Origin of the sequence: Brevundimonas sp. TWP1-3 (assembly GCF_049896085.1) — a bacterium.
Taxonomy (GTDB): domain Bacteria; phylum Pseudomonadota; class Alphaproteobacteria; order Caulobacterales; family Caulobacteraceae; genus Brevundimonas.
In genome coordinates, this window is record NZ_JAFCTP010000001.1 from 1,443,027 (window position 1) to 1,466,683 (window position 23,657).

At 67.9% G+C, this 23,657-nt stretch carries 26 protein-coding genes; 18 read left to right on the plus strand and 8 right to left on the minus strand.

Annotation, left to right across the window (positions count from 1 at the left end):
* Positions 1–1,431, minus strand: a complete 1,431-nt coding sequence (locus ACP693_RS07210) for a helix-turn-helix domain-containing protein (protein WP_426017831.1) — start codon at positions 1,429–1,431, stop codon at positions 1–3.
* Positions 1,432–1,587: 156 nt separating this feature from the next.
* Here ACP693_RS07210 and aceA point away from each other — a divergent pair, with 156 nt between their 5' ends.
* Together aceA and ACP693_RS07220 are read left to right on the plus strand one after the other, a co-directional pair.
* Positions 1,588–2,868 carry an isocitrate lyase gene (gene aceA, locus ACP693_RS07215; RefSeq protein ID WP_426017829.1) on the plus strand — a complete coding sequence of 427 codons (1,281 nt, stop codon included), beginning with the start codon at positions 1,588–1,590 and terminating at the stop codon, positions 2,866–2,868.
* Positions 2,869–2,888: 20 nt separating this feature from the next.
* Complete coding sequence (locus ACP693_RS07220; protein WP_066550777.1) at positions 2,889–3,098, plus strand: hypothetical protein; 210 nt, start codon at positions 2,889–2,891, stop codon at positions 3,096–3,098.
* A gap of 69 nt (positions 3,099–3,167) precedes the next feature.
* On the opposite strand, the gene ACP693_RS07225 is transcribed toward ACP693_RS07220, so the two are convergent.
* Both ACP693_RS07225 and ACP693_RS07230 read right to left on the minus strand, forming a co-directional pair.
* Positions 3,168–4,307 (minus strand): hypothetical protein, encoded by a 1,140-nt coding sequence (locus ACP693_RS07225; RefSeq protein ID WP_426017827.1) that lies wholly within the window; start codon positions 4,305–4,307, stop codon positions 3,168–3,170.
* 83 nt (positions 4,308–4,390) lie between these two features.
* Positions 4,391–5,326, minus strand: coding sequence for a ribose-phosphate pyrophosphokinase (locus ACP693_RS07230; protein WP_426017825.1), 936 nt, complete (start codon positions 5,324–5,326; stop codon positions 4,391–4,393).
* A gap of 191 nt (positions 5,327–5,517) precedes the next feature.
* On the opposite strand from ACP693_RS07230, the gene ACP693_RS07235 reads away from it, so the two are divergent.
* The 3 genes from ACP693_RS07235 (at position 5,518) to ACP693_RS07245 (ending at position 10,631) form a co-directional block, all read left to right on the plus strand.
* Positions 5,518–6,372 carry an outer membrane protein assembly factor BamD gene (locus ACP693_RS07235; protein WP_426017823.1) on the plus strand — a complete coding sequence of 285 codons (855 nt, stop codon included), beginning with the start codon at positions 5,518–5,520 and terminating at the stop codon, positions 6,370–6,372.
* A gap of 73 nt (positions 6,373–6,445) precedes the next feature.
* Positions 6,446–8,143 carry a DNA repair protein RecN gene (recN, locus tag ACP693_RS07240; protein ID WP_426017821.1) on the plus strand — a complete coding sequence of 566 codons (1,698 nt, stop codon included), beginning with the start codon at positions 6,446–6,448 and terminating at the stop codon, positions 8,141–8,143.
* An 88-nt stretch (positions 8,144–8,231) separates the two neighbouring features.
* Positions 8,232–10,631, plus strand: a complete 2,400-nt coding sequence (locus ACP693_RS07245; protein WP_426017819.1) for a PAS domain-containing protein — start codon at positions 8,232–8,234, stop codon at positions 10,629–10,631.
* 1 nt (position 10,632) lies between these two features.
* On the opposite strand, the gene ACP693_RS07250 is transcribed toward ACP693_RS07245, so the two are convergent.
* From ACP693_RS07250 to ACP693_RS07265, 4 genes are all read right to left on the minus strand, one after another.
* Positions 10,633–11,538: a cobalamin biosynthesis protein CbiG gene (locus ACP693_RS07250; RefSeq protein WP_426017817.1), complete on the minus strand. Its 906-nt coding sequence runs from the start codon at positions 11,536–11,538 to the stop codon at positions 10,633–10,635.
* An 86-nt stretch (positions 11,539–11,624) separates the two neighbouring features.
* Positions 11,625–12,140, minus strand: coding sequence for a hypothetical protein (locus ACP693_RS07255; RefSeq protein ID WP_426017816.1), 516 nt, complete (start codon positions 12,138–12,140; stop codon positions 11,625–11,627).
* Positions 12,141–12,145: 5 nt separating this feature from the next.
* A complete protein-coding gene (xth, locus tag ACP693_RS07260; protein ID WP_426019608.1) occupies positions 12,146–12,943 on the minus strand; it encodes an exodeoxyribonuclease III in 798 nt (265 codons plus the stop codon).
* Between the two features lie 103 nt (positions 12,944–13,046).
* Positions 13,047–14,024 (minus strand): hypothetical protein, encoded by a 978-nt coding sequence (locus ACP693_RS07265; RefSeq protein ID WP_426017814.1) that lies wholly within the window; start codon positions 14,022–14,024, stop codon positions 13,047–13,049.
* A gap of 125 nt (positions 14,025–14,149) precedes the next feature.
* Here ACP693_RS07265 and ACP693_RS07270 point away from each other — a divergent pair, with 125 nt between their 5' ends.
* The 6 genes from ACP693_RS07270 to ACP693_RS07295 all read left to right on the plus strand — a co-directional run bounded on the left by ACP693_RS07270 (position 14,150) and on the right by ACP693_RS07295 (position 19,021).
* Positions 14,150–15,235, plus strand: coding sequence for an MBL fold metallo-hydrolase (locus ACP693_RS07270; protein ID WP_426017812.1), 1,086 nt, complete (start codon positions 14,150–14,152; stop codon positions 15,233–15,235).
* On the plus strand, positions 15,232–16,005 hold the full coding sequence (locus ACP693_RS07275; RefSeq protein ID WP_426017810.1) for an enoyl-CoA hydratase: 774 nt from the start codon (positions 15,232–15,234) through the stop codon (positions 16,003–16,005). Before ACP693_RS07270 ends, ACP693_RS07275 begins: the two co-directional genes overlap by 4 nt.
* A gap of 68 nt (positions 16,006–16,073) precedes the next feature.
* On the plus strand, positions 16,074–16,568 hold the full coding sequence (locus ACP693_RS07280) for a GNAT family N-acetyltransferase (RefSeq protein WP_426017809.1): 495 nt from the start codon (positions 16,074–16,076) through the stop codon (positions 16,566–16,568).
* A gap of 37 nt (positions 16,569–16,605) precedes the next feature.
* Complete coding sequence (locus ACP693_RS07285) at positions 16,606–17,151, plus strand: DUF1285 domain-containing protein (RefSeq protein WP_426017808.1); 546 nt, start codon at positions 16,606–16,608, stop codon at positions 17,149–17,151.
* On the plus strand, positions 17,148–17,810 hold the full coding sequence (locus ACP693_RS07290) for a CoA pyrophosphatase (protein WP_426017806.1): 663 nt from the start codon (positions 17,148–17,150) through the stop codon (positions 17,808–17,810). Before ACP693_RS07285 ends, ACP693_RS07290 begins: the two co-directional genes overlap by 4 nt.
* Entirely contained in the window at positions 17,807–19,021 is a 1,215-nt protein-coding gene (locus tag ACP693_RS07295; protein WP_426017804.1) for a CCA tRNA nucleotidyltransferase, read from the plus strand. The genes ACP693_RS07290 and ACP693_RS07295 overlap by 4 nt, the downstream gene beginning before the upstream one ends.
* On the opposite strand, the gene ACP693_RS07300 is transcribed toward ACP693_RS07295, so the two are convergent.
* Positions 18,996–19,952 carry an endonuclease/exonuclease/phosphatase family protein gene (locus ACP693_RS07300; protein ID WP_426017802.1) on the minus strand — a complete coding sequence of 319 codons (957 nt, stop codon included), beginning with the start codon at positions 19,950–19,952 and terminating at the stop codon, positions 18,996–18,998. The two genes, ACP693_RS07295 and ACP693_RS07300, sit on opposite strands and share 26 nt — an antisense overlap.
* A gap of 68 nt (positions 19,953–20,020) precedes the next feature.
* Here ACP693_RS07300 and ACP693_RS07305 point away from each other — a divergent pair, with 68 nt between their 5' ends.
* From ACP693_RS07305 to ACP693_RS07335, 7 genes are all read left to right on the plus strand, one after another.
* Positions 20,021–20,482: a DUF4112 domain-containing protein gene (locus tag ACP693_RS07305; protein ID WP_135193220.1), complete on the plus strand. Its 462-nt coding sequence runs from the start codon at positions 20,021–20,023 to the stop codon at positions 20,480–20,482.
* A gap of 144 nt (positions 20,483–20,626) precedes the next feature.
* Positions 20,627–22,078 carry a DUF2793 domain-containing protein gene (locus ACP693_RS07310; protein WP_426017800.1) on the plus strand — a complete coding sequence of 484 codons (1,452 nt, stop codon included), beginning with the start codon at positions 20,627–20,629 and terminating at the stop codon, positions 22,076–22,078.
* Complete coding sequence (locus ACP693_RS07315) at positions 22,075–22,230, plus strand: hypothetical protein (RefSeq protein WP_159850412.1); 156 nt, start codon at positions 22,075–22,077, stop codon at positions 22,228–22,230. The genes ACP693_RS07310 and ACP693_RS07315 overlap by 4 nt, the downstream gene beginning before the upstream one ends.
* Positions 22,227–22,490 carry a hypothetical protein gene (locus ACP693_RS07320; protein ID WP_426017798.1) on the plus strand — a complete coding sequence of 88 codons (264 nt, stop codon included), beginning with the start codon at positions 22,227–22,229 and terminating at the stop codon, positions 22,488–22,490. Before ACP693_RS07315 ends, ACP693_RS07320 begins: the two co-directional genes overlap by 4 nt.
* Positions 22,487–22,870, plus strand: a complete 384-nt coding sequence (locus ACP693_RS07325; protein ID WP_426017796.1) for a M15 family metallopeptidase — start codon at positions 22,487–22,489, stop codon at positions 22,868–22,870. The genes ACP693_RS07320 and ACP693_RS07325 overlap by 4 nt, the downstream gene beginning before the upstream one ends.
* Complete coding sequence (locus ACP693_RS07330) at positions 22,867–23,340, plus strand: hypothetical protein (RefSeq protein ID WP_426017794.1); 474 nt, start codon at positions 22,867–22,869, stop codon at positions 23,338–23,340. The genes ACP693_RS07325 and ACP693_RS07330 overlap by 4 nt, the downstream gene beginning before the upstream one ends.
* A complete protein-coding gene (locus ACP693_RS07335; RefSeq protein WP_426017793.1) occupies positions 23,330–23,491 on the plus strand; it encodes a hypothetical protein in 162 nt (53 codons plus the stop codon). The genes ACP693_RS07330 and ACP693_RS07335 overlap by 11 nt, the downstream gene beginning before the upstream one ends.
* The last annotated feature ends 166 nt before the right edge of the window (positions 23,492–23,657 follow it).

The following is a 23,657-nucleotide window of genomic DNA, read 5'->3' on the forward strand; positions in this document are numbered from 1 at the left end:
TCAGGTCGCCGCGAACGGATAGGGGCTGACCGACTTCGACCAGTCGTCGACGGCCAGCGGGCGGTCGATGGGGGCGGCGGCGCGCTCGGCACAAGGGTGGCGGTGGCACAGGCGGCAGGCCGGGCCGATGGGGGTGACGTCGGGCCGTTCCAAGTCCAGGCCGTGGGCATAGGCCAGGCGGTGGGCGTGGCGCAGTTCGCAGCCCAGGCCGACGGCCAGGTCGTGGGTCTCGCCATAGCCGTCGTGGCCCTGGCGTTCGACCGTGCGGGCGAAGGTGAACCAGCGGCCGCCGTCTGGTGTCTCGATGATCTGGGTAATGATCCGGCCGGGGGTGCGGAAGGCCGAGTGCAGCCGCCAGCGCGGGCAGGCGCCGCCGAACCGCGAAAACGGAAAGGCGCCGGCCGCATAGCGTTTGGAGATGTTGCCCGCCTGATCGACCCGCATCAGGAAGAAGGGCACGCCGCGCGCCGTGGGGCGTGACAGGGTGGTCAGGCGGTGGGCGGCCTGTTCGTAGCTGACGCCGAACCGGGCCTGGAGCCGGGCTAGGTCGTAGCCCGTCTCCTCGGCCGTGCGCTGAAAGGCGGCGTAGGGCATCAGGGTCGCGGCGGCGAGGGTGTTGGTCAGGGCGACCTTCAGCAAGGATCGCGTCGCGTCGTCGGGGGCGTTCGCGGCCTGAACCATATCGTGCAGGGCCATGCCGTGCTCGACCAGGGCCAACTGATAGGCGATGGCGAAGGCGCGCGAGGACGGTCCCAGTGTCTCGGACAGCAGCAGACGGCGACGGTGAAGGTCGTAGCGGCGGGTCCATTCCACCATGACCTCGGCCGGCAGGGTGCGGACCCCTAGGTCGTGTTTGGCCGCCAGCCGGTGACGCGCGGCGGGTTCAAAGCCGTCGGCGTGGGCCGGCGCTTCGGCCGCCAGGGCGTCGGCCAGGGCCTCGCCCATCTGGTCAAGTTCGGGGAAGTGGTTGCCGCGCGACTGGATATATTCGCGCACCCATTCGGCGGGACTGGTCTCGACCAGGCCCTCGCCGTTCTCGGCGGCGGCGCGGGCCCGGGTGCGGCCGTCGTCAAAGGCCTGATACAGGCGCAGCATGGCGTCGGCGACGCCCGGCGCCTCCTCCAGCAACTGCACCAGTTCGTGGCGTGGGGCGGACAGGCCCTTGAACAGAGGGTCGGCCAGTATCTCGGTCAGCCGCGCCTCATCGGCCGCGCCGCCCTGGTTCAGGCTGCGCAGATCGACGTCATAGGTGTCGGCCAGACGCAGCAGCAGCTGGGCCGAAACAGGCCGTTGGTTGCGCTCTATGTGGTTGAGATAGCTGGGGGAAACCCCCAGGTCGGCCGCCATGGCCGTCTGGGTCAGAGCCAGGTCGCGCCTTAGCCGCTTCAGCCGGGCGCCGAGGAACAGCTTGCGATCAGCGGAGGCGTTCATAGCCGCAGAATGTCACAAGATGACCGACGATGCAAAGTAATGATCTGACAAAGTGACATCAATGAGTCGGGGGATTCTGTGTCATTCGTGACTTCAACGTGTTCTTGTCTCCGAGACGGCGGCTACGGCCGCGCCCTTCAGAGACCGAGTTCGACCATGACCACCTTCGCCGATCTGGTTCCTTCGCCCGCCGGCCGTTTCGACGGCATCGAGCGCCCCTATACGCCGGAGGACGTCCTGCGCCTGCGCGGCTCGGTGCCGGTCACCCATACCCTGGCCGAACGCGGCGCCAACCGCCTGTGGCAGCTGCTGAACGACGAGCCCTTCATCAACGCCCTGGGCGCCGTCACCGGCAACCAGGCCATGCAGATGGTCCGCGCGGGGCTGAAGGCCATCTATCTGTCGGGCTGGCAGGTCGCCGCCGACGCCAATACGGCCGGTGCCATGTATCCGGATCAGTCGCTGTACCCGGCCAACGCCGCGCCGGAGCTGTGCCGCCGTATCAACCGCACCCTCCAACGCGCCGACCAGATCGAGCACGCCGAGGGCGGCGCCAAGCGCGACTGGTTCGTGCCCATCGTCGCCGACGCCGAAGCCGGCTTCGGCGGTCCGCTGAACAGCTTCGAGATCATGAAGGCATTCATCGAGGCGGGCGCCGCCGGCGTCCACTTCGAGGACCAGCTGGCGTCGGAGAAGAAGTGCGGCCACCTGGGCGGCAAGGTCCTGATCCCGACTCAGGCGCATGAGCGCAATCTGGTCGCCGCGCGTCTGGCCGCCGACGTCATGGGCACGCCGACCATCACGGTCGCCCGCACCGACGCCGAAAGCGCCCAGCTGATCACTTCGGACATCGACGAGCGGGACCAACCCTTCATCGACCGCGACAACCGCACGCCTGAGGGCTTCTTCCGTCTGAAGGAAGGCACGGGGCTGGACCACTGCATCGCGCGCGGCCTGTCCTACGCCAACATCGCCGACCTGTTGTGGTGGGAGACCTCGCATCCGGATCTGGACGACGCGAAGAAGTTCGCGGAAGCCGTGCAGAAAAAGCATCCAGGCAAGCTGATGGCCTACAACTGTTCGCCGTCCTTCAACTGGAAGGCCAAGCTGGATGACGCCACCATCGCCAAGTTCCAGCGCGAGCTGGGGGCCATGGGCTACAAGTTCCAGTTCGTGACCCTGGCGGGCTTCCACAGCCTGAACAATTCGATGTTCGAGCTGGCGGACGGTTATCGCGATCGCGGCATGGCGGCCTATTCGGAGCTGCAGCAGCGCGAGTTCGCCAACGAGGCCATCGGCTACACCGCCACGCGCCACCAGCGCGAAGTCGGCACCGGCTATTTCGATCAGGTCGCCACGGTCATCTCCAACGGCACGTCTTCGACGACTGCGCTGAAGGACTCGACCGAGACCGCCCAGTTCACTCACGCGGCTTAACCCGAAAAGGAACCGCCCAAATGGAACCGCTGACCCGAACCGAAGCCATCATCGACTTCTGCCTGGCGCCCCTGGCGCTCGACACCGGCACCGAGGCCGAGCGAGAGGTACGCCGTCGCATGACGCACGTGCTGCGGACCTATCAGGCCAAGACTGCGACGCCGGTCGCCGTGGACTTCTCGTCCATGCCGTCTCAGGTAATCAATGAGGCGGCGCACGGTTACGAATAGGCCGTTCGCCCAAAGAAAAAGGCCCGCCCCGAGCGATCGGAGCGGGCCTTGTGTCGTTGTGGACGCTGTTTAGCGCGGGCCGGTCGGCGTCGTGTTCAGCGACTGGGTGGTTGCCGCTGCCGCCGATGTCGGGACAGGCGTCGCTTGCGGCACGGTGACGGAGATGGGGGTGCGCGCCGGGGCGGCTCCGGTTTCCTGCGGATCGCCGACGACGATGGTGGTGATCTGGGTCGCCTCGGTCGTGCAGGTGGCCAGGTCGCGGGTGACGTGACGGCCCAGGCAGAAGATGTCCTCATAGCTGGGGCGCGAGGCGGCCAGGCATTGGAACAGCATCAGCTTGGACATGTCCATGCAGAACTCACTGTTCGGTTCGCGCGTCAGGGCCTCGGTGTTGACGCGCGCCTCGTCGCCGCCTGCGCCGAGGGCACCGAGGGCCGCGATGGCCAGCGAGCGAACGACGGCGGGCGTATAGGGCGGGCCCTTGCGCGACGCCGCCAGGCCCAGGCCCGTGCCGCTGTTGGCGGCGGCGAACAACTGGCTGGCTTCCTGGGCGGACGGCAGCATCGTCACGGCGGACAGGGTCTTGGCGCTTTCCAGCCGGATTTCGCGGTTCGGGATCGGCACAACGGCCCAGCGGCGGCGCGGATCGCTGCGGCCCTGAATGGTGTAGGCGTCCTGCTCGATGGCCTCGGCGATGGCGCGCATGGCGATCGCATCCTTGCCGATGGTCGCGGAGATCAGGCCTGCGGCGGCGTCGGCGCCCGGCAGTGAGGCGGCGTAGGCCGGGTCGGCGACGATTTGGGCGACCATCTGCTGACGCTGGGCCGGATCGACTGAGAACTGCTGCACGCCGGCGACGAACTCGGGCGACTGCAGGGCGATGATGGCGCCATAGGCGATCAGGCCGCGCGACAGCTGGTCGGCGTCATAGGCTGAACCCTTGCGCAGGGCGACCTGGATCGATTCCGGGTCGGGGAACCCGCCAGGCTGAATCGTTTGCGCTTCGCGCAGGAAGGCGACGTAGATGGATGCGGCGTCCGCCACGCCCTGGTTCAGCGACACGGGCGCCGGTTTGCGGGCGGCCAGTTCGGCTGCAAGGCGCTGGGCTTCCAGCTCAGCCTTCGACGGTCCGCTCTCGCAACTGGCGAGCAGGACGGCGACGGCGAGGGCGGCGGCGGAGAGGCCGCGGCTCAGGGGGGCCGATTTCATGAAGACTTCCTCAGGCGATCACGCGCGCACAAAGCGCCAACACTGTTGGCGCTTATAAGGCGGTCCCTATGGTTATCCGAAGGTTAATCGAACAGCTTCGAAACCGATTCCTCGTTCGCGATCCGTCGGATAGCTTCACCAACTAGCGGAGCCACGGAAACCGTTCGGATTTTCGGGCAGTTCAAAACTTCGTGGGGTTGCTCGATGGAGTTGGTGATCACCAGCTCCTTCAGCGGGCCGTCGGTGATCCGCTGGACGGCCGGGCCGGACAGGACGCCGTGGCTGATGTAGGCCGAGACCTCGGTCGCGCCCTGGTCGATCAGGGCCTTGGCGGCGTTGACCAGGGTGCCGCCCGAATCGACGATGTCGTCGAACAGAATGCAGCGGCGGCCCTGAACGTCGCCGATGATGTTCATGACCTCGCTCTCGCCCGCCTTTGGTCGGCGCTTGTCGACGATGGCCAGGTCGGCGTCCAGGCGGCTGGCCAGCGAGCGGGCGCGCACCACGCCGCCGACGTCGGGCGAGACGATCATCAGGTCGTCGCCGCGGGCGTACTTATCCCTGATGTCCTGCGCCAATACGGGCGTGGCCACCAGGTTGTCGGTCGGAATGTCGAAGAAGCCCTGGATCTGGCCGGCGTGCAGATCCATCGTCAGGACGCGGTCGGCGCCGGCGCGGGTGATCAGATTGGCGACCAGTTTGGCCGAGATCGGCGTGCGGCCGCCGGTCTTACGATCCTGACGCGCATAGCCGAAATAGGGGATGACGGCCGTGATCCGCCGCGCCGACGCTCGCACCAGGGCGTCGGTGATGATCAGCAGCTCCATCAGGTTGTCGTTGGCCGGATAGGAGGTCGACTGCAGGATGAAGACATCCTCGCCGCGCACGTTTTCCTCGATGATGGCGAAGACTTCGTTGTCGGCGAACCGCTTGACCTGGGCCTTGGTGAGCGGCGCATCCAGGTGGTCGGCGATCGCCTGGGACAGTGCGCGGTTGGAGTTGCCTGAGAGCAGCTTCATCGGCCGGTCATCCTTTCGCCGTCATCCGCCCCCCATGAACGGCGGTCGGTTGGCGCGCTCTTTACCAGTGGAGCCGGGCAGGGCAAGTCATACGCTGAGATTTACTCGGCATGGCGCGGCTCGGTTGCGGGTGCTAGAGGTCGCCGCGTTGGTTTCCGGGGGAACGGCTTTCAGGCCTTTCTTCACACGTCATGGGGTCGTCCTTGTCCGCTTCTAAGTTCCGTTCCGGCATGGTGCTGATGGCCGCGGCGATCGCCGCAGTGACGATTTCAGGCTGCGCCGGCAGAGATCGCCCGCGCCTTGCCTATGAAGAACGTCCGGTCGAGGCTCTGTACAACACCGGCTATGAGCGCTTGCAGCAGCGCCGCTGGTCCGACGCCGTCGACTATTTCCAGGAAGTCGAACGCCAGCACCCCTATTCGGACTGGGCGCGCCGCGCGATCCTGATGCAGGTCTACGCCTACTATCAGAACAACGCCTATGCCGACGCCATCGCGGCGGCCGATCGTTTCATCGCCCTGTTCCCCGGCAATCCGTCGGCGTCCTATGCCTTCTACATGAAGGCGGTCTGCAACTTCGAGCAGATCACGGACGTGGGACGCGATCAGGGTTACGCCACCGCCGCCCTGGCGGGTCTGAAAGACGTATCGCGCCGCTATCCGGGCACGCCCTATGCCTCGGACGCCGCGGTCAAGATCGACATGGTCAACGACCAGCTGGCTGGCAAGGAAATGAACATCGGCCGCTACTATCAGCGCGCCAACCAGCCGCTGGCGGCGGTGAACCGCTACAAGTCAGTCATCGCCAACCCTGATTTCCAGCGCACCTCGCACACGCCTGAGGCCCTGTATCGCCTGGTCGAGGTGAACCTGCAGCTGGGCCTGAAGGAAGAGGCGACCCGCAACGGCGCCGTTCTGGGCTACAACTTCCCCGGCAGCCCCTGGTACGCCGAGGCCTACGCCCTTCTGACCGAGAATGGCCAGACGCCGGAGAAGGCCCCGGAAGGCAAGCGCGAGAGCTGGCTGCAACGGATCATTCCGGGCTGATCACGCAACGGCTTGTGCAATGCGGCCGGTATCGGGATTCTGTCGGTCATGATTCGTTCCGGCGCCTGAACCGATGCTGACCGCCCTTTCAATTCGCGATGTCGTCCTGGTGGATGCGCTCGATCTCGAAGTCGAGAGCGGCTTGACCGTGCTGACCGGCGAGACCGGGGCCGGCAAGTCGATCATTCTGGACGCGCTGGGCCTGGCGCTGGGCGGGCGGGGCGATGCCGGCCTGGTCAGGCATGGCGCGAAACAGGCCGTCGCCACCGCCGTCTTCTCCGCACCCGACGATCCCGATCTTCTGGCCCTGATTGCCGACCGGGGCTTTGAGGTTCAGGCGGGCGAGGAGTTGATCCTGCGACGGGTGCTGGGCGCCGACGGTCGCAGCCGGGCCTATGTCAACGACCAGCCCGCCGGAGTCACGGCCCTGCGCGAGATCGGCGCGGCCCTGGTCGAGGTGCATGGACAGCACGAGACGGTCGGCCTGCTGGATTGGCGCACCCATCGCGGCTCGCTGGACGCCTATGGCGGCTTGCAGCCGCAACTGCTGGCGGTCGCGGCGGCCTCGACCAAGCTGAAGGCCGCCGAGGCGAAGCTGGCGGAGCTCAAGGCGCAGGCGGCCGACGCCGCCGCGCGCGTCGAGGAGATCACGCTCAACCTGTCCGAACTGGACGCGCTGGATCCGCGCGCCGACGAGGAGACGGAGCTGGCGGGCGAGCGGGCCCTGCTGGGCGCCGCCGAAAAAGCCATCGCCGACCTGGCCGACGCCCGCACCCAACTGGGCGGCGACAAGCTGAGCCAGAAGCTGGGCGCGGCCTTGCGCGCCGTCGAGCATGCGCGGCAGCGAGCGGGGCAGGCGGGGGCCGAGGGGGATCACCCCGTCATCCTGAAACTGTCTGCCGCCGTCGACGCCATCGACCGCACCATGGTCGAGGCGGCGGAGGCCGTCGCCGCCGTGGACGCCGCCGCTGGGGCCTTCGATTACGAGCCGGGGCGACTGGACAAGGCCGAGGAGCGGCTGTTCGCCCTGCGCGCCGCCGCCCGCAAGCTGAACACCACGGTCGATGCCTTGCCGAGCCTTCGCATCCGTCTACGCGAGCAGCTTCGCTTGATCGAGGACGGCGAAGAAGCCCTGACCAATGCGGGGCGTGAGGCCTCCGAGGCCGCCGAATCCTACGATCTGGCCGCCACCTTCCTGACCTCGGCGCGCGAGGCCGCCGCCGACCGTCTGACCGCCGCCGTCATGGGCGAACTGGGTCCGCTGAAGCTGGAGCGGGCGCGTTTCCGCGTGGCGCTGGAGCCGATCGAGGGCCGGCGCGGCCCCGACGGGGTCGAGACCGTCCGCTTCCAGATCGCCACCAACGCCGGAACCGACTTCGGCCCGCTGGACGCCATCGCTTCAGGCGGCGAACTGGCCCGCTTCGCCTTGGCGATGAAGGCCGCCCTGGCCAGCCGCGAAGACATGCGCCAGCCGGTGATGATCTTCGACGAAGTGGACCAGGGCGTGGGCGGGGCCGTGGCCGAGGCCGTCGGCTCGCGCCTGAAACGCCTGTCGAACGGCGCCCAGGTGCTGGTGGTGACCCACAGCCCCCAGGTGGCGTCGCGCGGTCACGCCCACTGGAAGGTGATGAAGGCCGACCGCGACGGCCTGACGACCACCACGGTCGTCACCCTGGACGACCAGCGCCGTCAGGAAGAGATCGCGCGCATGCTGTCCGGCGCCGAGATCACCGACGAGGCGCGCGCGGCGGCGCGGGCCTTGATAGGCTGAAATCAGGAAACTTACCTACCGTTAGGTAACGTTAAAGTAGGCAAGTTCGCGCATTTTCGGGCCTAGTCAGTATCCGGGTGCCGCGTCGATGAACGAAAGCCAGCGTCTCTCCAGTGTTCGCTCGTTGCATGCTGTGGGTGCAGAGGGCGATGCGGCGACTGAAGCGGCCGCGAATCTGGCGGCGCATCTTCTGGACTGTCCCATCGCCTTGGTGACGCTGCTGGACGAGGATATTCAGTGGTTCAAGGCCAACATCGGCATGGACGGCTGCTCGACACCTCGCGATGTATCCTTCTGCACCTACGCGCTCGATCTGCCTGCCAACGAAGTGATGGTGGTCGAGGATGCGACGCAGGATGTTCGCTTCGCGCACAACCCGTTCGTGACGGGCGAGCCACACGTCCGCTTCTACGTCGGCGCCCTGCTGACGGGATCGGATGGGGCAAACTACGGCACGCTGTGCGTTATCGATACTCGGGTCCGACCGCGACCGGATGATGCGACGCTTGATCGGTTACGCGGCCTGGCGCGGTTGGTGGTGGCGGAACTGGAACGCGCGCGCGCCGAACGTCAGCGCGGCGAGCAGCAGCATATGCTGAGCATGATCGAGGCCTTGTCCGGCGTCGGACACTGGCGCGTGGACGTGGCCGATCCGGCTATCTTCTGGTCGGACCAGGTCTACAAGATTCACGATGTCTCACCCGAGACTTTCTCGCCCGATTTCGAGACGGCGACAGCCTTCTATCCCGAAGCCGAACGCGCATTGCTGGAAGAAAAATGGCAGCAAACGCTGCAGGGGGAGGGCCCGTTCGAGCTGGATATGTGCATCCGCCGCAATGACGGCGCCGTTCGCCAAGTTGTCAGCAAGGGCGCCGCAGAGTTCTCGCCGGACGGCAAGCCTTTGGCCATGTTCGGCGTGTTTCAGGATGTGACCGACCAGCGCGCGGCCATGGACGCGCTGGCGCGCAGCCACAATCAGTTCAAGCTGTTGGCCGACAACGCCGCCGACGTCATCGCTCGCATTCAACTGGATGGGCATTCCAACTATATCTCCCCGGCCGTCGAGCGATTGCTGGGTTGGAAGCCGCACGAGATGGCGGGACGGACGGCCGAATCCTTCGTTCATCCCGACGACCGTATTCGTCTGGCCGAGACCTTCGCCCAGATGGCGCGCGGTCGAGGTTCGGCGACCCTGGAGAACCGTCTTCTGTACCGTGACGGCCACCCGGTATGGTGCGAGACCCGGATGCAGTTGGTGCGCGACAAGACCGGCCGACCGGTCGAGACCGTGGTCGTCATCCGCGACATCTCGCGCCGCAAGGCGCTGGAGGTGCAACTGGAACAGGCCCGCGCCGAGGCCGAAGCCTCCGCCGCCGTGAAGGCCGAGTTCCTGGCCAATATGAGCCACGAGCTGCGCACGCCCCTGACCAGCATCATCGGCTTCACCGGCCTGACGCTGGAACAGCCGTTGCCGGACCTGGTGCGCAACTATGTCGGCCGGGTCGACAATGCAGGCCGCGCCCTGTTGTGCACGGTCAACGACATCCTGGACTTTTCAAAGCTAGAGGCCGGGCAGGTCGCCATTCGACCCGAGGCGACCGATATCGAGACCCTGGCGCGTTCGACCCTGGAACTGTTCACGCCCCAGGCCGGCGCCAAGGATCTGGATCTGGAGCTTGAACTGACCACGGATCGATCTTCGATCGTCGCCGACCCCGACCGTTTGCGCCAGATCCTGCTGAACCTCATTGGCAATGCGGTGAAGTTCACCAGCCGGGGCGGCGTGCGCTTGGCCGTGCGCTGGAGCGCCGCCGACGAACGGCTGCACGTCGCGGTGCATGACACGGGCGACGGCATCGCCGCCGACAAGCTGGACCAACTGTTCCGCCGCTTCTCCCAGGTGGACGGATCGCAGACGCGCTCGCACGGCGGCACCGGCCTGGGCCTGGCCATCTGCAAGGGCTTGGTGGAAGCCATGAACGGCGCCATCGGCGCCGACAGCGTCGAGGGGAAGGGCAGCGTCTTCTGGTTCGAAATCCCGGCGCCCGCTGCAGAAGAAGAGGTCGCGGTCGGCGCCCGGCCGATGAGCGGCGCAGATGTCGGGGGTCTGCGCGTGCTGGTCGCCGACGACCATCCCGCCAATCGTGAACTGGCCCGCGCCTTCCTGAGCGGCATGGGCGCGACGGTCGAGCATGCGGTGGACGGCGCCGACGCGGTCGAGCGCGCCGAATGCGCGGTCTTTGACGTGATCCTGATGGATCTGCGGATGCCGAAGATGGGCGGGGGCGAGGCCCTGAACCGGATTCGCGGAGGTTCTGGCCCCAACCGCCTGACCCCGATCCTGGCCTATACGGCGGACGCCGGCGAGGGGATGGAGGCGGAGCTGCTGGCCCAGGGCTTCTGCGGCGCGGTGTCCAAGCCGGTGGCGGCGGAGGCCCTGATTCGCGCCGTCTCCGACGCGATGCAGGGTGTGCAGGCCGCCGCCTGATTCAGACGCCCAGGATCCAGCCTTCTTCCTGCTCGACCTGTGCGATCAGCTCGGGCGTCGCGTCCTTGGGCGGGCCGAAGGCCTTGGCCAGATCACCGGCCTCGTCCATGTGAGCCAGGGCCTCGGCGGTCGAGCGGACCTGGGCCTGGTCCTTGAACTCACCCTCGTTCGGCTTGGTCTCATGCATCGAGGGCCAGACCTCGACGACCAGTGCGGACAGGGGCTCGACGTCGTCGGGCGTCAGTTCGCGCCAGCCGGTGCCGAAGGGCCATACGGCGCCGGACGGGCCGAGGCTTTCCAGCAGCCGCCGCACGGCCGGGATCCCGACCAGGGTCTGGCCGCCCACGGCGCCGGCGCCGTGCATCTGCCACACGCTCTTGGGCTGAAGCCGGCCCTTGCGGGCGGCGTTCTCGGTGGCGCGGAACTCGGGGATGTCGGCGCACGATCCAACCGGAGGCTTGGTCGTGGTCAGCCAGCGTTGGGCCTGTTTGGCCGGGGCGCCCCACAGCGGCCAGGCCTCATCCGTCATCAGTCGGTTCATCTTGGCCGCGACCTGATAGCGGTTGTTGGTGTTGTCGGCCTTGTCCACGACGTTCGAGGCGATGAACTTCCACATCGCCTGCCACGGGGTTCCGTCAAGCTTCAGCCGCGCGGCCGTGCCGACGGGATAGCCGAAGTTGAAGTCCAGCCCGACCAGCACCCGGTCTCCGCGCTTCCTGTGGTCCGCCAGGATGGACGCCAGCAGGGCCTCGCCCTCGGCGCGGGTCGCGACATTGTGCGTCTCGGTATAGAGGCGGAACCGCACGTCGCGCTTGGCCACGCCGATCCAAAGCGAGGTGTCGCCGAGCTTCTTGGTTTCGGCTGCGGTCCAGTCGGCGACGATATAGGCGTCGAAAAGGCGGGCCAAGGCGGCCTCCTTGATAAAGGCGTGTCTTCAGGAATGAGCGGGGCTTCTAGCGCCCCATCGCGGCGACCGAAAGGCCCTGTCGCAACTCAGCCCTTCAGCAGGGCTTCAAGGTGCGACAGCCAGCGCCGCCCGAGACGCAGAGCCTCGCCGGGCGAGCCGGTCTGGGCGGGCAGGGCGGCGTCCCACAGGGCCAGTTCGAACTCGGGATGACGGGCGTCGGCGAACATCAGGCGCAGCACCACCTGTTCGGCGTCGGGGACCAGGACGTCCAGCGACTTGCGCGCCTCGCCCCGACGGACGCGGGCGACGACATGGCCGTCGACGATGATCTCGCCGCCATCGACCTCGTCGAAAGCATAGACCAGGCCGTGGGCGCCGTTGGCCCACAGCACGACCACCTGTTCGATGTCGAAGTTGAGCGCGCAGGCGCGGCCCTCGCCCGGCGACAGGGCCTCGACCTCGGGCGCGGCGCCCAGGGTCTTGAGCATGGCGCGGTGCAGGCGACGCGGCGGCTCCATCCACCACGACAGGGCCAGGGCCAGCGTCGTCAGCAGGGCCGCCGCCAGGGCGATCAACAGAACCACCCGCAAGGCGTCGGCCATGGGCGTCAGGCCTCCCCGTCTCTGGCGAGATCGAGATCGACCACGACGGGGACGTGGTCGCTGGGCTTGTCCATGTCGCGGGCGTCGCGATGCGTTTCAATGCCCCGGAACCGGTCGGCCGCCTGGGGCGACAGCAGGGCGAAGTCGATGCGGATGCCGTGATCGCGCTGCCAGGCGCCGGCCTGATAGTCCCAGAAGGTGTAGGTTCCCGACGGTTCGCCGCCGATCTCATGCGCGTCCGCCAGGCCCAGGTTCTTCAGCGCGCGGAAGGCCTGGCGGCTCTGGGGCTGGAACAGGGCGTCGTCGGTCCAGGCAGCGGGGTTCTTGGCGTCCTCGGCTTCCGGGATGACGTTATAGTCGCCGCACAGGGCCAGCGGCTCTTCGAACGCCAGCAGGTCGCGGGCGTGGCGGTTCAGACGCTCGAACCAGGCCAGTTTATAGGCGAACTTTTCGGTCCCGATCGGATTGCCGTTGGGCAAATAGATGGCCCCGACGCGGATGGGCCGGGGCGCCTCGACCAGAGCCTCGATATAGCGGGCCTGTTCGTCCGCGTCGTCGCCGGGCAGACCGCGCCGGATGTCGGACAGCGGGTATTTCGACAGCAGGGCGACGCCGTTGTAGCTCTTCTGACCGTGGGTCTCGACATTGTAGCCCAGGCTCTCGAAGGCCTCGCGCGGGAACTTCTCGTCCACGCATTTGATCTCCTGAAAACAGGCGACGTCGGGGGCGGCCTGCTCCAGCCACGCCAGCACGGTGGGCAGGCGGGCGTTGACGGAGTTCACGTTCCAGGTGGCGATGCGCATGACGGCGACGGTAGGGCGCGTCACGGTTTCGGAAAAGAGGCCGCGCAAAACAAAAGGGCCGCCGGATCGCTCCGACGGCCCTTCGCTCAGTCTGTGGCTTCGCTTACGGGCGACCGCCGGCCGGCGCAGCCGCAGCGGCCGGAGCCGTCGTCAGCTTGCAGCCGCCGCCGATTCGCTGGGCCGTGGCGCAGGGATAGATTTGCTGGACGGCGTTTTCGGCGTTCAAGCGGGCGATCACCCCGTCTGCGCCGTCGCACTTGGCTTCATAAAATGTGCCGTTGGCGTTCTGGCCCATCAGGCGGGCTTCGGTGACATTGCAGGATGCCGCTTCCGAACCAGCCAAAAGAGTCTTCACATAGGCTGCGTTCTCCGCCGGGGTGGTGAATTCGCAGGTGCCGTTCTCCGCCAGCACCTGAATGCACGGAGTCTTGTTCCAAGCGCCTGCTTCTTGCTTGATCCAGAATCCCGGACCGTCGGAGCAACCGATTTCGTAAACGACAACGCCGCCGTTCGACTGGCCGAGAACCTTGGTTTGATCAACTGCGCAGGGGACGCCCGCTTGCTGGGCGTACTCGCGCAGAAACTTGTCCGTGTCCGTATTTGCGGTGATCGTGCACTGCAGACCGACATCTGCGGCAGGATCACGTTCGCGCGCGACGCGCGCAGAATAGGCGAGAGAAATACAGCTGGTCACGGTCGGCGGCGTCTTTGATTCAAGGATGAATCCCGGACCGGTGGCGCAGGCGACCTCATAAACGGAGGTTTTCTCTGCAGTCTGTCCCAGCAGCTTGGCTTCGCTGACCTGACAGTTCGTGTTGGCCAGGGTGGCCTGTTCCTGCGCAGACGCCAGAATTTGCTCGGGCGTCGGGGGTGCGGGCTGGCGTTCCCGACGCGGCTGGTTGTTGCTGGGGCGCTGAGTGCGCGATGGCATCACTCGTTCACTGGGCGCATCGATGCCGTTTCGCGAACCTGCGGGGCCATTGCCGGTCCCCATGTTGTTCGGATCTTGTGCGGTAGCAGGAGCGACTGCAAAGGCGCTGAACAGGAGCGCCGCAGCAGCGGCGACGAGACGGGACTTCATGGAAACACCTTGGCGTTCTGAATGCATGATCACTTCGTGGCGCTGTATTCGAGCGCGGTCAAGGCGAGTGTGGACGCTGAGGCCGGACTGAGGCTAGTGTCTGCGCGTTTCGATTGGAGACTGACTTGGCCGACGGCAGCACGCGAACGACGGCGGCGAAGGACGCAAGGGGCCTGACCTATCCTTTCGAAACCGTGCCGGAGCCTGGCGAGGCGATCGAGGTTGCGCGCGGGGTGTTGTGGCTACGGTTCGCCCTGCCGTTCCAGTTGGATCATGTGAACGTCTATGCGATCCGCGACGCCGAGGGCTGGGTCGTGATCGACACCGGATTGAACACGCGCGGCTCCATCGCCGCCTGGGAAACGGCGCTGGCGGGGCCCTTGGAGGGGCGGCCGGTGACGCGGCTGATCTGCACCCATATGCACCCCGACCATATCGGCCTGGCCGGCTGGCTGTGCGAACGGATGGGCGCTCCCCTGCTGATGTCGCAGATCGAATACATCACCGGTCGGATGCTGATGGCCGAGCAGGCGGGCGATGCGCCGGCCGACGGCGAGGTCTTCTATCGTGCGGCGGGGTGGGACGAGGTCCAGATCGAACGCTGGCGCGCGGACTATGGCGGGTTCGCGAAGGGAGTGAGTCCGATGCCGCGCAGCTACCGCCGGCTGTCGGACGGCGACGCCCTGAGCATCGACGGCGACGACTGGACCGTGGTGGTCGGATCGGGCCACAGCCCCGAACATGTCTGCCTGTGGCGACGCTCGGACGACGTCTTCATTGCCGGCGATCAGATCCTGCCGCGCATATCGTCGAACGTCTCGGTCTGGTCGACGGAGCCGGACGCCGATCCGCTGGGCGACTGGATGGACTCGCTGGCCAGGCTGCGCGATCTGCTGCCGGAGGGGCTTTTCGTCCTGCCGGCGCATGGCGAGCCCTTCTATGGCGTTCATGCGCGGCTCGACGCCTTGAAGCGCGGGCATGAAGTGGCGCTGAAACGGCTTGAGCGGACGTTGCGTCAACCGTCTAGGGTCATCGACGGCTTCCCGGCCGTGTTCGGTCGGGCGGTCGGGGACGGGGTGCTGGGCATGGCCACGGGCGAGGCCCAGGCGCATCTGAACTATCTGGAGAGACGCGGCCGCGCGACGCGGACGCGAGACGAGAACGGCGTCGATTGGTGGACCGCCGTCGAACAGGACGAGGAAACGACGTGAGCCAACATATCCGCAGCGAACTGATCGACGGCGTCCTGAGCGTCACGCTGGACCGGGCCGACAAGAAGAACGCCATCACTCAGGCCATGTATTCGGCCCTGGCCGAGGCGACCGAGCGGGCGCGGACCGACGATGCGGTGCGAGTGCTGCTGCTGCGCGCCGAGGGCGACAGCTTTTCGGCCGGCAACGATATTCAGGACTTCATCGCCCTGGGATCGCAGGGCGCGGGACCGGGCGAGATGCCGGTGTTCCGCTTCCTGAAGGCGTTGGCGGACCTGGACAAGCCGGCCGTGGCGGCGGTGAAGGGACGGGCGGTCGGGATCGGCCTGACCATGCTGCTGCACTGCGACCTGGTGGTGGTGGCCGAGGACGCGCTGTTGTCCGTGCCCTTCGTCAACCTGGCCCTGGCGCCCGAGGCGGCGTCCAGCCTTCTGCTGCCGGCCGTGATCGGTCATCAGCGGGCCTTCGAACTGTTCGCCCTGGGCGAGCCGCTGGACGGTCGCTCGGCCCTGGCGTGGGGCATCGCCAACCGCGCGGTCCCGGCCGATCAGGTCGAGGCGACGGCGGCGGACCTGGCCGCCAGGGTGGCGGCCCGCGCGCCCAACTCCATTCGCAAGACCAAGCGGCTGATGCGTGACGCGGAAGGTCTGTGGGCCCTGATGCAGCGCGAGGGCGAGGCCTTCGGCTCGCAGATGAAGAGCCCCGAAGCCATGGAGGCCTTCATGGCCTTCACGCAAAAACGCGCGCCGGACTTTTCCAAGGCCGGATGACGGTCATCGCAGCGCGCCTTGATTTGGCGCAGCTTTGCTTCTAGGTGCCCGCGCTTGTTGGAGCGCCGATGTCGCACGCCCTCGCCATACCTGCGGCCCTGAGCCGGATCGAAGCCGAGACCCCGGCCGATGCCGAAGGCGTGGAGGCCCTGGTCATGGCCGCCTTCGGGCCGGGGCGGTTCGCCAAGACGGCCGAGCGGCTGCGCGAAGGCTCCCAGGCCGCCATGGGCTTTGTCGTGCGGCTGGATGGACGGGTGATCGGTTCGGTGCGGCTGTGGCCGGTGACAATCGGAGACACTCCCGCCATGTTCCTGGGGCCGATCGCGGTGGATGCCGGGCGACGCAGCGACGGCCTGGGCGCTGAGCTGGTGCAGGCCTGTCTGGACCAGGCGCGGACGCTGGATGTCGGTGGGGTGCTTCTGGTCGGCGACGCCGCCTATTTCAAGAAGTTCGGTTTCGTCGGCGCGCCCGAGGCGAACCTGCCGGGTCCGGTGGATCGCCGCCGCGTCCTGTGGCTGGCGACGGGCGTCGATCAGGTTTTGGGACCGGTTCGTATCGGCTGACCTTTCCCGCACGCTTTGCGGGGCTTAAGTCAGAGGGATGAATGATCCCAAGTCAGGACTGAACGCCGTCGCCGAGGCGGCGAAACAGGCGCCCGGCAAAGGGCTGCCGCCGGTTCACCTGTGGCATCCCGAACATTGCGGCGAGATCGACATCGTCATCCGCGCCGACGGCGTCTGGATGCATGAAGGCTCGCCCATCGGCCGCAAGGAACTGGTGCGGCTGTTCTCGACCGTGTTGCGCAAAGACCCGGACGGCTATCATTTGGTCACGCCGGTCGAGAAGCTGAAGATCCAGGTCGAGGATCTGCCGTTCCGGGCCGTTGCGATAACGCGTCTTGGCGACGACCTAGTGTTCACGACCGATGTCGGGGACGAGGTGAGGGCGAGCGAGGGCGATCCCATCGTGGTCGAGACCGATCCGACGACGGGCGAACCGGCGCCGCGCATCCATGTGCGGCGAGACCTGTGGGCGCGGATCGCACGCCCGGTCTTCTACGAACTGGTCGAGATGGCCGAGGAGGTCGATGGGCGGCTGGTGGTGCGGTCAGGCGGCCAGGCGTTTTCGCTGGGCGCTGTGACGTGAGCCTGGAGACGCTGAGAAACCGGCTGGTCGAACGGCTGGCGCCGGTCGAGACCTGGCGGCCGGAACTGGTTGCGGCGCGGTCGGACTTCGATCTGAACCCCCAGGCGGCGCGAACGGCCAAGGAGCTTCGGCCGGCGGCGGTGCTGATCCCGATCGTGGCGCGGCCCGAGGGGGCGACGGTTCTGCTGACGCGGCGGGCGGACACCTTGGCGCGGCACACGGGCCAGATCGCCTTTCCGGGCGGACGGCTGGATCCCGGCGAGAACGCCGTCCAGGCGGCCCTGCGCGAGGCGGACGAGGAGGTGGCGCTGAACCCGGCTGCGGTCGAGGTGCTGGGCCTGTCCGACGCCTATGAGACGGGAACGGGGTTCCTGGTGACGCCGGTGATAGGCTGGTTGCGCGAGGCGCCGGTCACGACGCCCTCGCCGGACGAGGTGGCTGAGGTGTTCGAGACGCCTTGGGACTTCCTGATGGACGCCGCCAACCACAGGCGCGACTTCTACGACATGGACGAGGGGCTGCGGCGCTGGTTCTGGGCCATGCCCTGGGGCGAACGCTACATCTGGGGCGTAACGGCGGGAATCCTGAAGGCTTTGCACGTCCGGCTTTACGGCGATGAGGCCGCGCCCGACGCAGCGGCGGACGAGGACGCCGCATGAGCGTCTCGATGGCGGGACAGCCGTGGCTGGAAAGCCAGGCGACGCGGGCGGTGATGGCGGCGCTGGAGGCGGCGGGCAGTCCAGGCTGCGCGCGGTTCGTCGGCGGCTGCGTGCGCAACAGCCTGCTGGGCCAGTCGGTCGACGACATTGACATCGCCACAAGGCTGAGACCGCAAGAGACTATTGCCGCGCTGAAGGCGGCCGGGCTGAAGGCCGTGCCGACCGGGGTGGAGCACGGTACGGTGACGGGGGTGTCGGAACGGCGACCCTATGAGATCACGACCCTGCGCCGGGATGTCGAGACGGACGGACGCCGCGCTGTCGTGGCCTTCACCGAGGACTGGGCCGAGGATGCGGCGCGGCGGGATTTCCGCCTGAACGCCCTCTATGCCGATGCGGCCGGGACGGTGTTCGACCCGACAGGCGGCGGGCTGGACGACGCTGCGGCGGGGCGGGTCGTCTTCGTCGGCGAGGCGGAGACGCGCATCCGCGAGGACTATCTGCGCATCCTGCGCTTCTTCCGGTTCTACGCCTGGTACGGGCGGGGCGCGCCGGACGCAGTCGGGCTGGCGGCCTGTGCGGCGTTGAAGGCGGGCATGGCGCAGCTGTCGGCCGAACGGGTGTCCAAGGAACTGCTGAAACTGCTGGCGGCGCGCGATCCGCGTGCCGCGGTGCGGGCGATGGCCGAGACGGGCGTGCTGGCCCAGGTGCTGCCGCAGGTGCAGCCCTTGCCGCTGTTCGAGGCGATGTGCGCTCTGACCGACGATCCGGTCATGAGGCTGTCGGCTTTGCTGCCCGCAGATGTGGCGGCCGTGGTCGGGATCGCGAGCGCTCTACGCCTGTCGAACGCGGTGCGGGACCGACTGGCGACAGCCGTGGGGGACGGCCCAGCTGTGTCGCCGCGCATGAGCGACGCCGAGGCGCGGGCGGCCATCTATCGGCTGGGACGCAGGGCGTTCGAGGATCGGCTGATGCGCGCCGAGGCGGCAGGCGAGGGCGACGGCGCGCGGCTGCGTTCGCTGGCCGCCGATTGGACGCCGCCGAAGATGCCGGTCGGCGGGCGCGATCTGGCGCGCTTGGGCCTCGCCGCAGGGCCTGAGACGGGTCGGCTGATCAAGGCGTTCGAGGACGGCTGGGTCGCCGACGACTTTCCGACCGACGAGCACGAGGCGCGGTTGAAGGCGCTTATCGCGGCGACTGCGCGCGGGTGAACTCGGTGACGACCGGACGATGGTCGGACCCCGTCGGCTGGCCCAGGTGTCGCGTGATCAGGGCCAGGTCGGGGGAGCGATAGACCTGATCGATGGTGATGCCGGCGAAGGCCGGGGCCTGGCTGGGCCAGGTCGCGGGCCAACCGGGCGCGGGGATCAGCCCCATGTCCGCCTGGATCTGGCGACCGATACGGGCGGTCGAGACGCTGTTGAAATCGCCGGCGGCGATGACCGGATGATCCGGCGCGGCCTTGCGACGCTCGGTCAGGGCCATGACCTGGCTGATCTGGCCCCACTGATACTGGTAGGGCCAGGGCCGGGTCAGGTGGACGCCGAAGACGTTGATCGGGCCGATGGGCGTCTGGACGGTCGCGCCCACGGCGCTGAGGCCGTCGGCCCGGTCGGGCAGGCGTTGCAGGATCGGATAGCGCGAGGCGATGATCGACCGCGCATGGTCGCCGGGGCGGGCCTGGCCGATCAGGACGCGGTGAGGATAGTCCGGCAGCAGCGCATCTAGCCGCGATGCCGGCGCCTGACCCATCTCGACCAGCACCAGGATGTCGGCGTCGGCCGCCTCGATCGAACGGCGCATCGCCGCGACGTCGGTGTTGAACACCCACAGATTGGCGGAATAGACGCGCACGATAGGTTGGTCCGGAACAGGGACGCCCTTCTTCGGCGTCCACTGGGGCCAGACCGCAACGGCCAGCACCAGGCACGCCACCCCGCCGACGATCGAGGCCGGCCACAGTCGCAGGATCAAACAGATCAGGGTCACGCCGACGGCGGCCAGCAGCACCGGCGACGTGAACTGGGCCAGGATGTCGACCCAGCGATGTCCTATGCCGCTGAGGGCCGCCACGCCGAACGCCGCCAGCCCCAGCAACAGGGCGCTTGCCGTCACATTCGCCGCCAGCTTGATCAGGGTCATCGAAGACGTATCTCTCGGATTGAACGGGAAGCGTCGCGCCGCGTTAAGGCGACGCTTTGGAGGGCGACATGGCCAGACGGTCGATCCGGGATATCGAGAACATCTGGTCCAATGTCGAGGGCGTAAAGAAGCTGTCCGACCGGGTGATCGGCATCGGCCCGTTCGGCCTGGGGCTGGACGCCATGCTGACCTGGGTGCCGGTGGTCGGCACGGTCTATACGGTCGGAACCGGGGGCTGGCTGATGCTTCAGGCTGTGCGGGCCAAGGCGACGCCGGCGACACTGGCGCGGATGGGGGCCTATATGGCCATCGACACGGCGACCGGCACGGTGCCCCTCGCGGGCGACATCGTGGACACCTTTTTCCCCGGCCAGCTGATGGCGGCGCGGGCGCTGCAGAAGCACATCGAAAGCACCCACTGGGTCGAGGATACCGAGGCCAATGCGCGCGCCAGCGGCGACCACGAGATGCACGAGGCGCGGGTGCAAAACGACCAGACGCTGAAGCGGATCGTCTATCTTCACGATTGAGATGCGCGGGCTGAGCGGCCCTAGCCATCGCATTCGCCGAAACGAAATTGCATGAAATCAAGGGTCTGATCGGCGGCATCGACCATCTTCCGGCCTGAGGTAGGGCCGCGCCCAGACTGATCTCCAACGACAACGGAGAGAAGAATGAGCGACGACTTCAGTGCGCGTCTGGCCCTGCCTTATCTGGCGGCGGGACAGATGCAGAAGCACGTGACCCTGAACACGGCCCTGACCCGGCTCGACGCCCTGCTGCAAACGGCAGTAGTCAGCCGAACCACGGCGGTTCAGCCGCCCGCGCCGACCGATGGCGACCTCTATATCCTGCCGGACGATGCGGAGGGGGCCGCCTGGGCCGGGCGAGCAAGCGGAAACCTGGTGCGGTTCGAGGCGGGCGGCTGGACCGTCGTGCCGACCCCCAATGGCCTGATCGCCGTGGTGCTGGACGAGCTAGCCGTTCTGGTGCGGACCGACGCGGGCTGGGTCGCGCTCGGCGAACGGTTGGGCGAGGCCCAAGGCCTGGCGCGGCTGGGCCTGGGCACGACCGCCGATGACGCCAATCCCCTGTCCGCCAAGATCAACGCCGCCCTGTTCACCGCGCGCGGCGTGGAGCAGGGCGGTGACGGCGACCTGCGTCTGACGCTGAACAAGGAAGCGGCAGGCGATGTGCTGTCGCTGCTGTTCCAGAGCGGATATGCCGCCCGCGCCGAACTGGGCCTGATCGGCGAGGACGATCTGGGCCTCAAGGTCTGCGATGACGACGGGGCTTGGCGCATCGTGTTTCGCGTGGACCGCGCCACCGGCCGCATCGCCTTTGATCAAGGCGCCGTCAGGCGCGAGACGACCCTGTTCACCAGCGACGGCGACTATGTCGCGCCGCCCTGGGCGCGCTGGCTCGAAGTCGCCTGCGTCGGCGGCGGGGGAGGGGGTGGCGCTGGGCTGGCCGGTCCGGCCGGGATTGCGCGTTTCGGCGGCGGGGGCGGCGGCGCGGGCGGCCTGACGCAAGGCTGCTGGTCCACTGACGATCTCGAAGATGCATTGACGATCACCGTCGGCGCGGGCGGCGTTGGGGATGCTGCGGGAGGCGAGAGCCGCATCGCGACGGGCGGCGACGTTCTGTTGCGCGCCTCGGGCGGCGTCGGCGGAGCGACAGGTAGCGCCAGCGCGGGCTTGGGCGGCGCCGGCGGCCTGGGTCTGCGCGTCGCCAACCCCGGCGGCGGCTCATCGATCACGACCACAGCAGCGAACGGCGGCGAGACCGTCTGTCCCGATGGATCCGGCGGCGGCGGCGCTGGCGGCGGGCTGAGTGCTTCCGATGTCGCGCACGATGGAGGACCGGGCGGGGCCGGCGGCTGGTGCGGACGTCTGGCCGCTGGCGGGGCGGCAGGTGCGGCGGGTTCGATCGCCGCCATGCCCCATCTGTCGTTGGCCGGTGGAGGCGGCGGCGGCGGGACCGCATCGGCGAGCGGCGCCGGAAGTCCCGGCGGTGCGGGGGCGATTTTCGGCGCAGGCGGAGGGGGCGGCGGCGCGGGTCTGACCGTCGCCGGCTCGGGCGGCGCAGGCGCGGCTGGCGCGGTTCGCATCACGGCCGTCGGATGAGCCGGCGGCGACACCCGGCCGAGCCGGTCGAAGTGCTGGAGGCCGAGGCGTGGGAAGCGCCCGACAGCCTCAGCGACGGCGAATGGCGCGCCCAGTCCGGCTGGGACGGGCGCTGCGTCGTGGAAACCTATGACAAGGAGGACGAACAATGACCCGACCGACGATAGAGCCGCTGGCGGAAGGGCGCTGGCTGTTTCGCCGGCTCTACGCCTTCGCCGTCAGCGCGGGGCTGTGGGTGCTGCTGATGCGGACGGTCGGGCGGATGCCGCCAGAGATGCTGCCCAAGATGACGGATGGGCTGATGGGACTGCTGGCCCTGATCCTGGTCCTCTATCTGGTGGCGCCCACCGCCCAACAACTGGTCGCCCTTCTTGCAAACGCCCGGCTGAAGATGATGGGAGGCCGGCCATGAGCTTTCGGCTTTCCAGCCGGTCGCGGACGCGGCTTGTCGGCGTCCATCCGGCGCTGACGGCGGTGGTCGAGGCGGCGATCCTGCGATCTCCGGTCGATTTCATGATCACGGAGGGCCTGCGTACGGCGACGCGTCAGGCGGCGCTCGTCAAGGCCGGGGCCAGCCGCACGCTGCGCTCGCGCCATTTGACGGGTCACGCGGTCGATGTCGCCGCCCTGGTCGAGGGTCGGTTGCGCTGGGACTGGCCGCTGTATGGCCGGATCGCCCAGGCGTTCAAGGCGGCCGCCGCCGATCTGAAGACGCCCCTGATCTGGGGCGGGGACTGGAAGACGCTACGCGACGGTCCGCATTTCGAACTGGATCGAAAGGCCTTTCCATGAGTGGGCTTCTGCGCGCGCTGACGCCGTGGGGCTGGCTGGCGGCAGGCGTGGCGGTGTTAGGGGCAGGGGCCGTTCTGCTGGGCGGCCTCGGATTTCGCTGGGACCCGCTGGACCTGCAACAGAAACGTTTGGCGGCCGCTCAGTCTCAGGCGCGAGACGCCGCCGCAGCCGCCCAGGCGCAAGCCGACGCCAGGCGCATCGAGACCGCAGGCACGGCGGCTCAGGCCGTGCGCGTCGATCACTATCAACTCAGGACGACGGCGGTGGAACGGGCGACCGCGACCGCCGTCGCACAGGCCAGGAGCGCCGATGACGCCGACCATCCCTTGGAACACCGCCGCGCTGATCGCCTGCGCAGCCATGACCGCGAGCTGTGCCGGCTCGCCCCCGATCTCGACGGTTGCGCCGGCGCGGTTGACGTTGCCAGAGGCGGCGCGACGGCCGTGCGCCCTGGCGACCTTGCCGGCTGAGCCAACGGCGGGCGATCTGGATGCCGCCTATGTGCTGCGCGGCGCCCAGATCGTCGCTTGCGACGGCGCGCGGCTGCTGGCGGTCGAGACCCTGCTGGCTGAGCGAGCGATGCAGGACGTTCAAGCCGGGACCAAACGGTCCGTAGACTGACACCCAGCAAAAACGACTCGGCAACTTCTGCCGCGCGAGGTGAAAGCTTGCCGGGTCGCCTCGCTGAACAGCGAGATAACTTCAATGAAATCAATGAAGGCGTCGAACGGGCGCGCCGTTTCGAACTGGCCCCGCCCTTGCTCTCCTAGAGACCGAGCAAAACGCT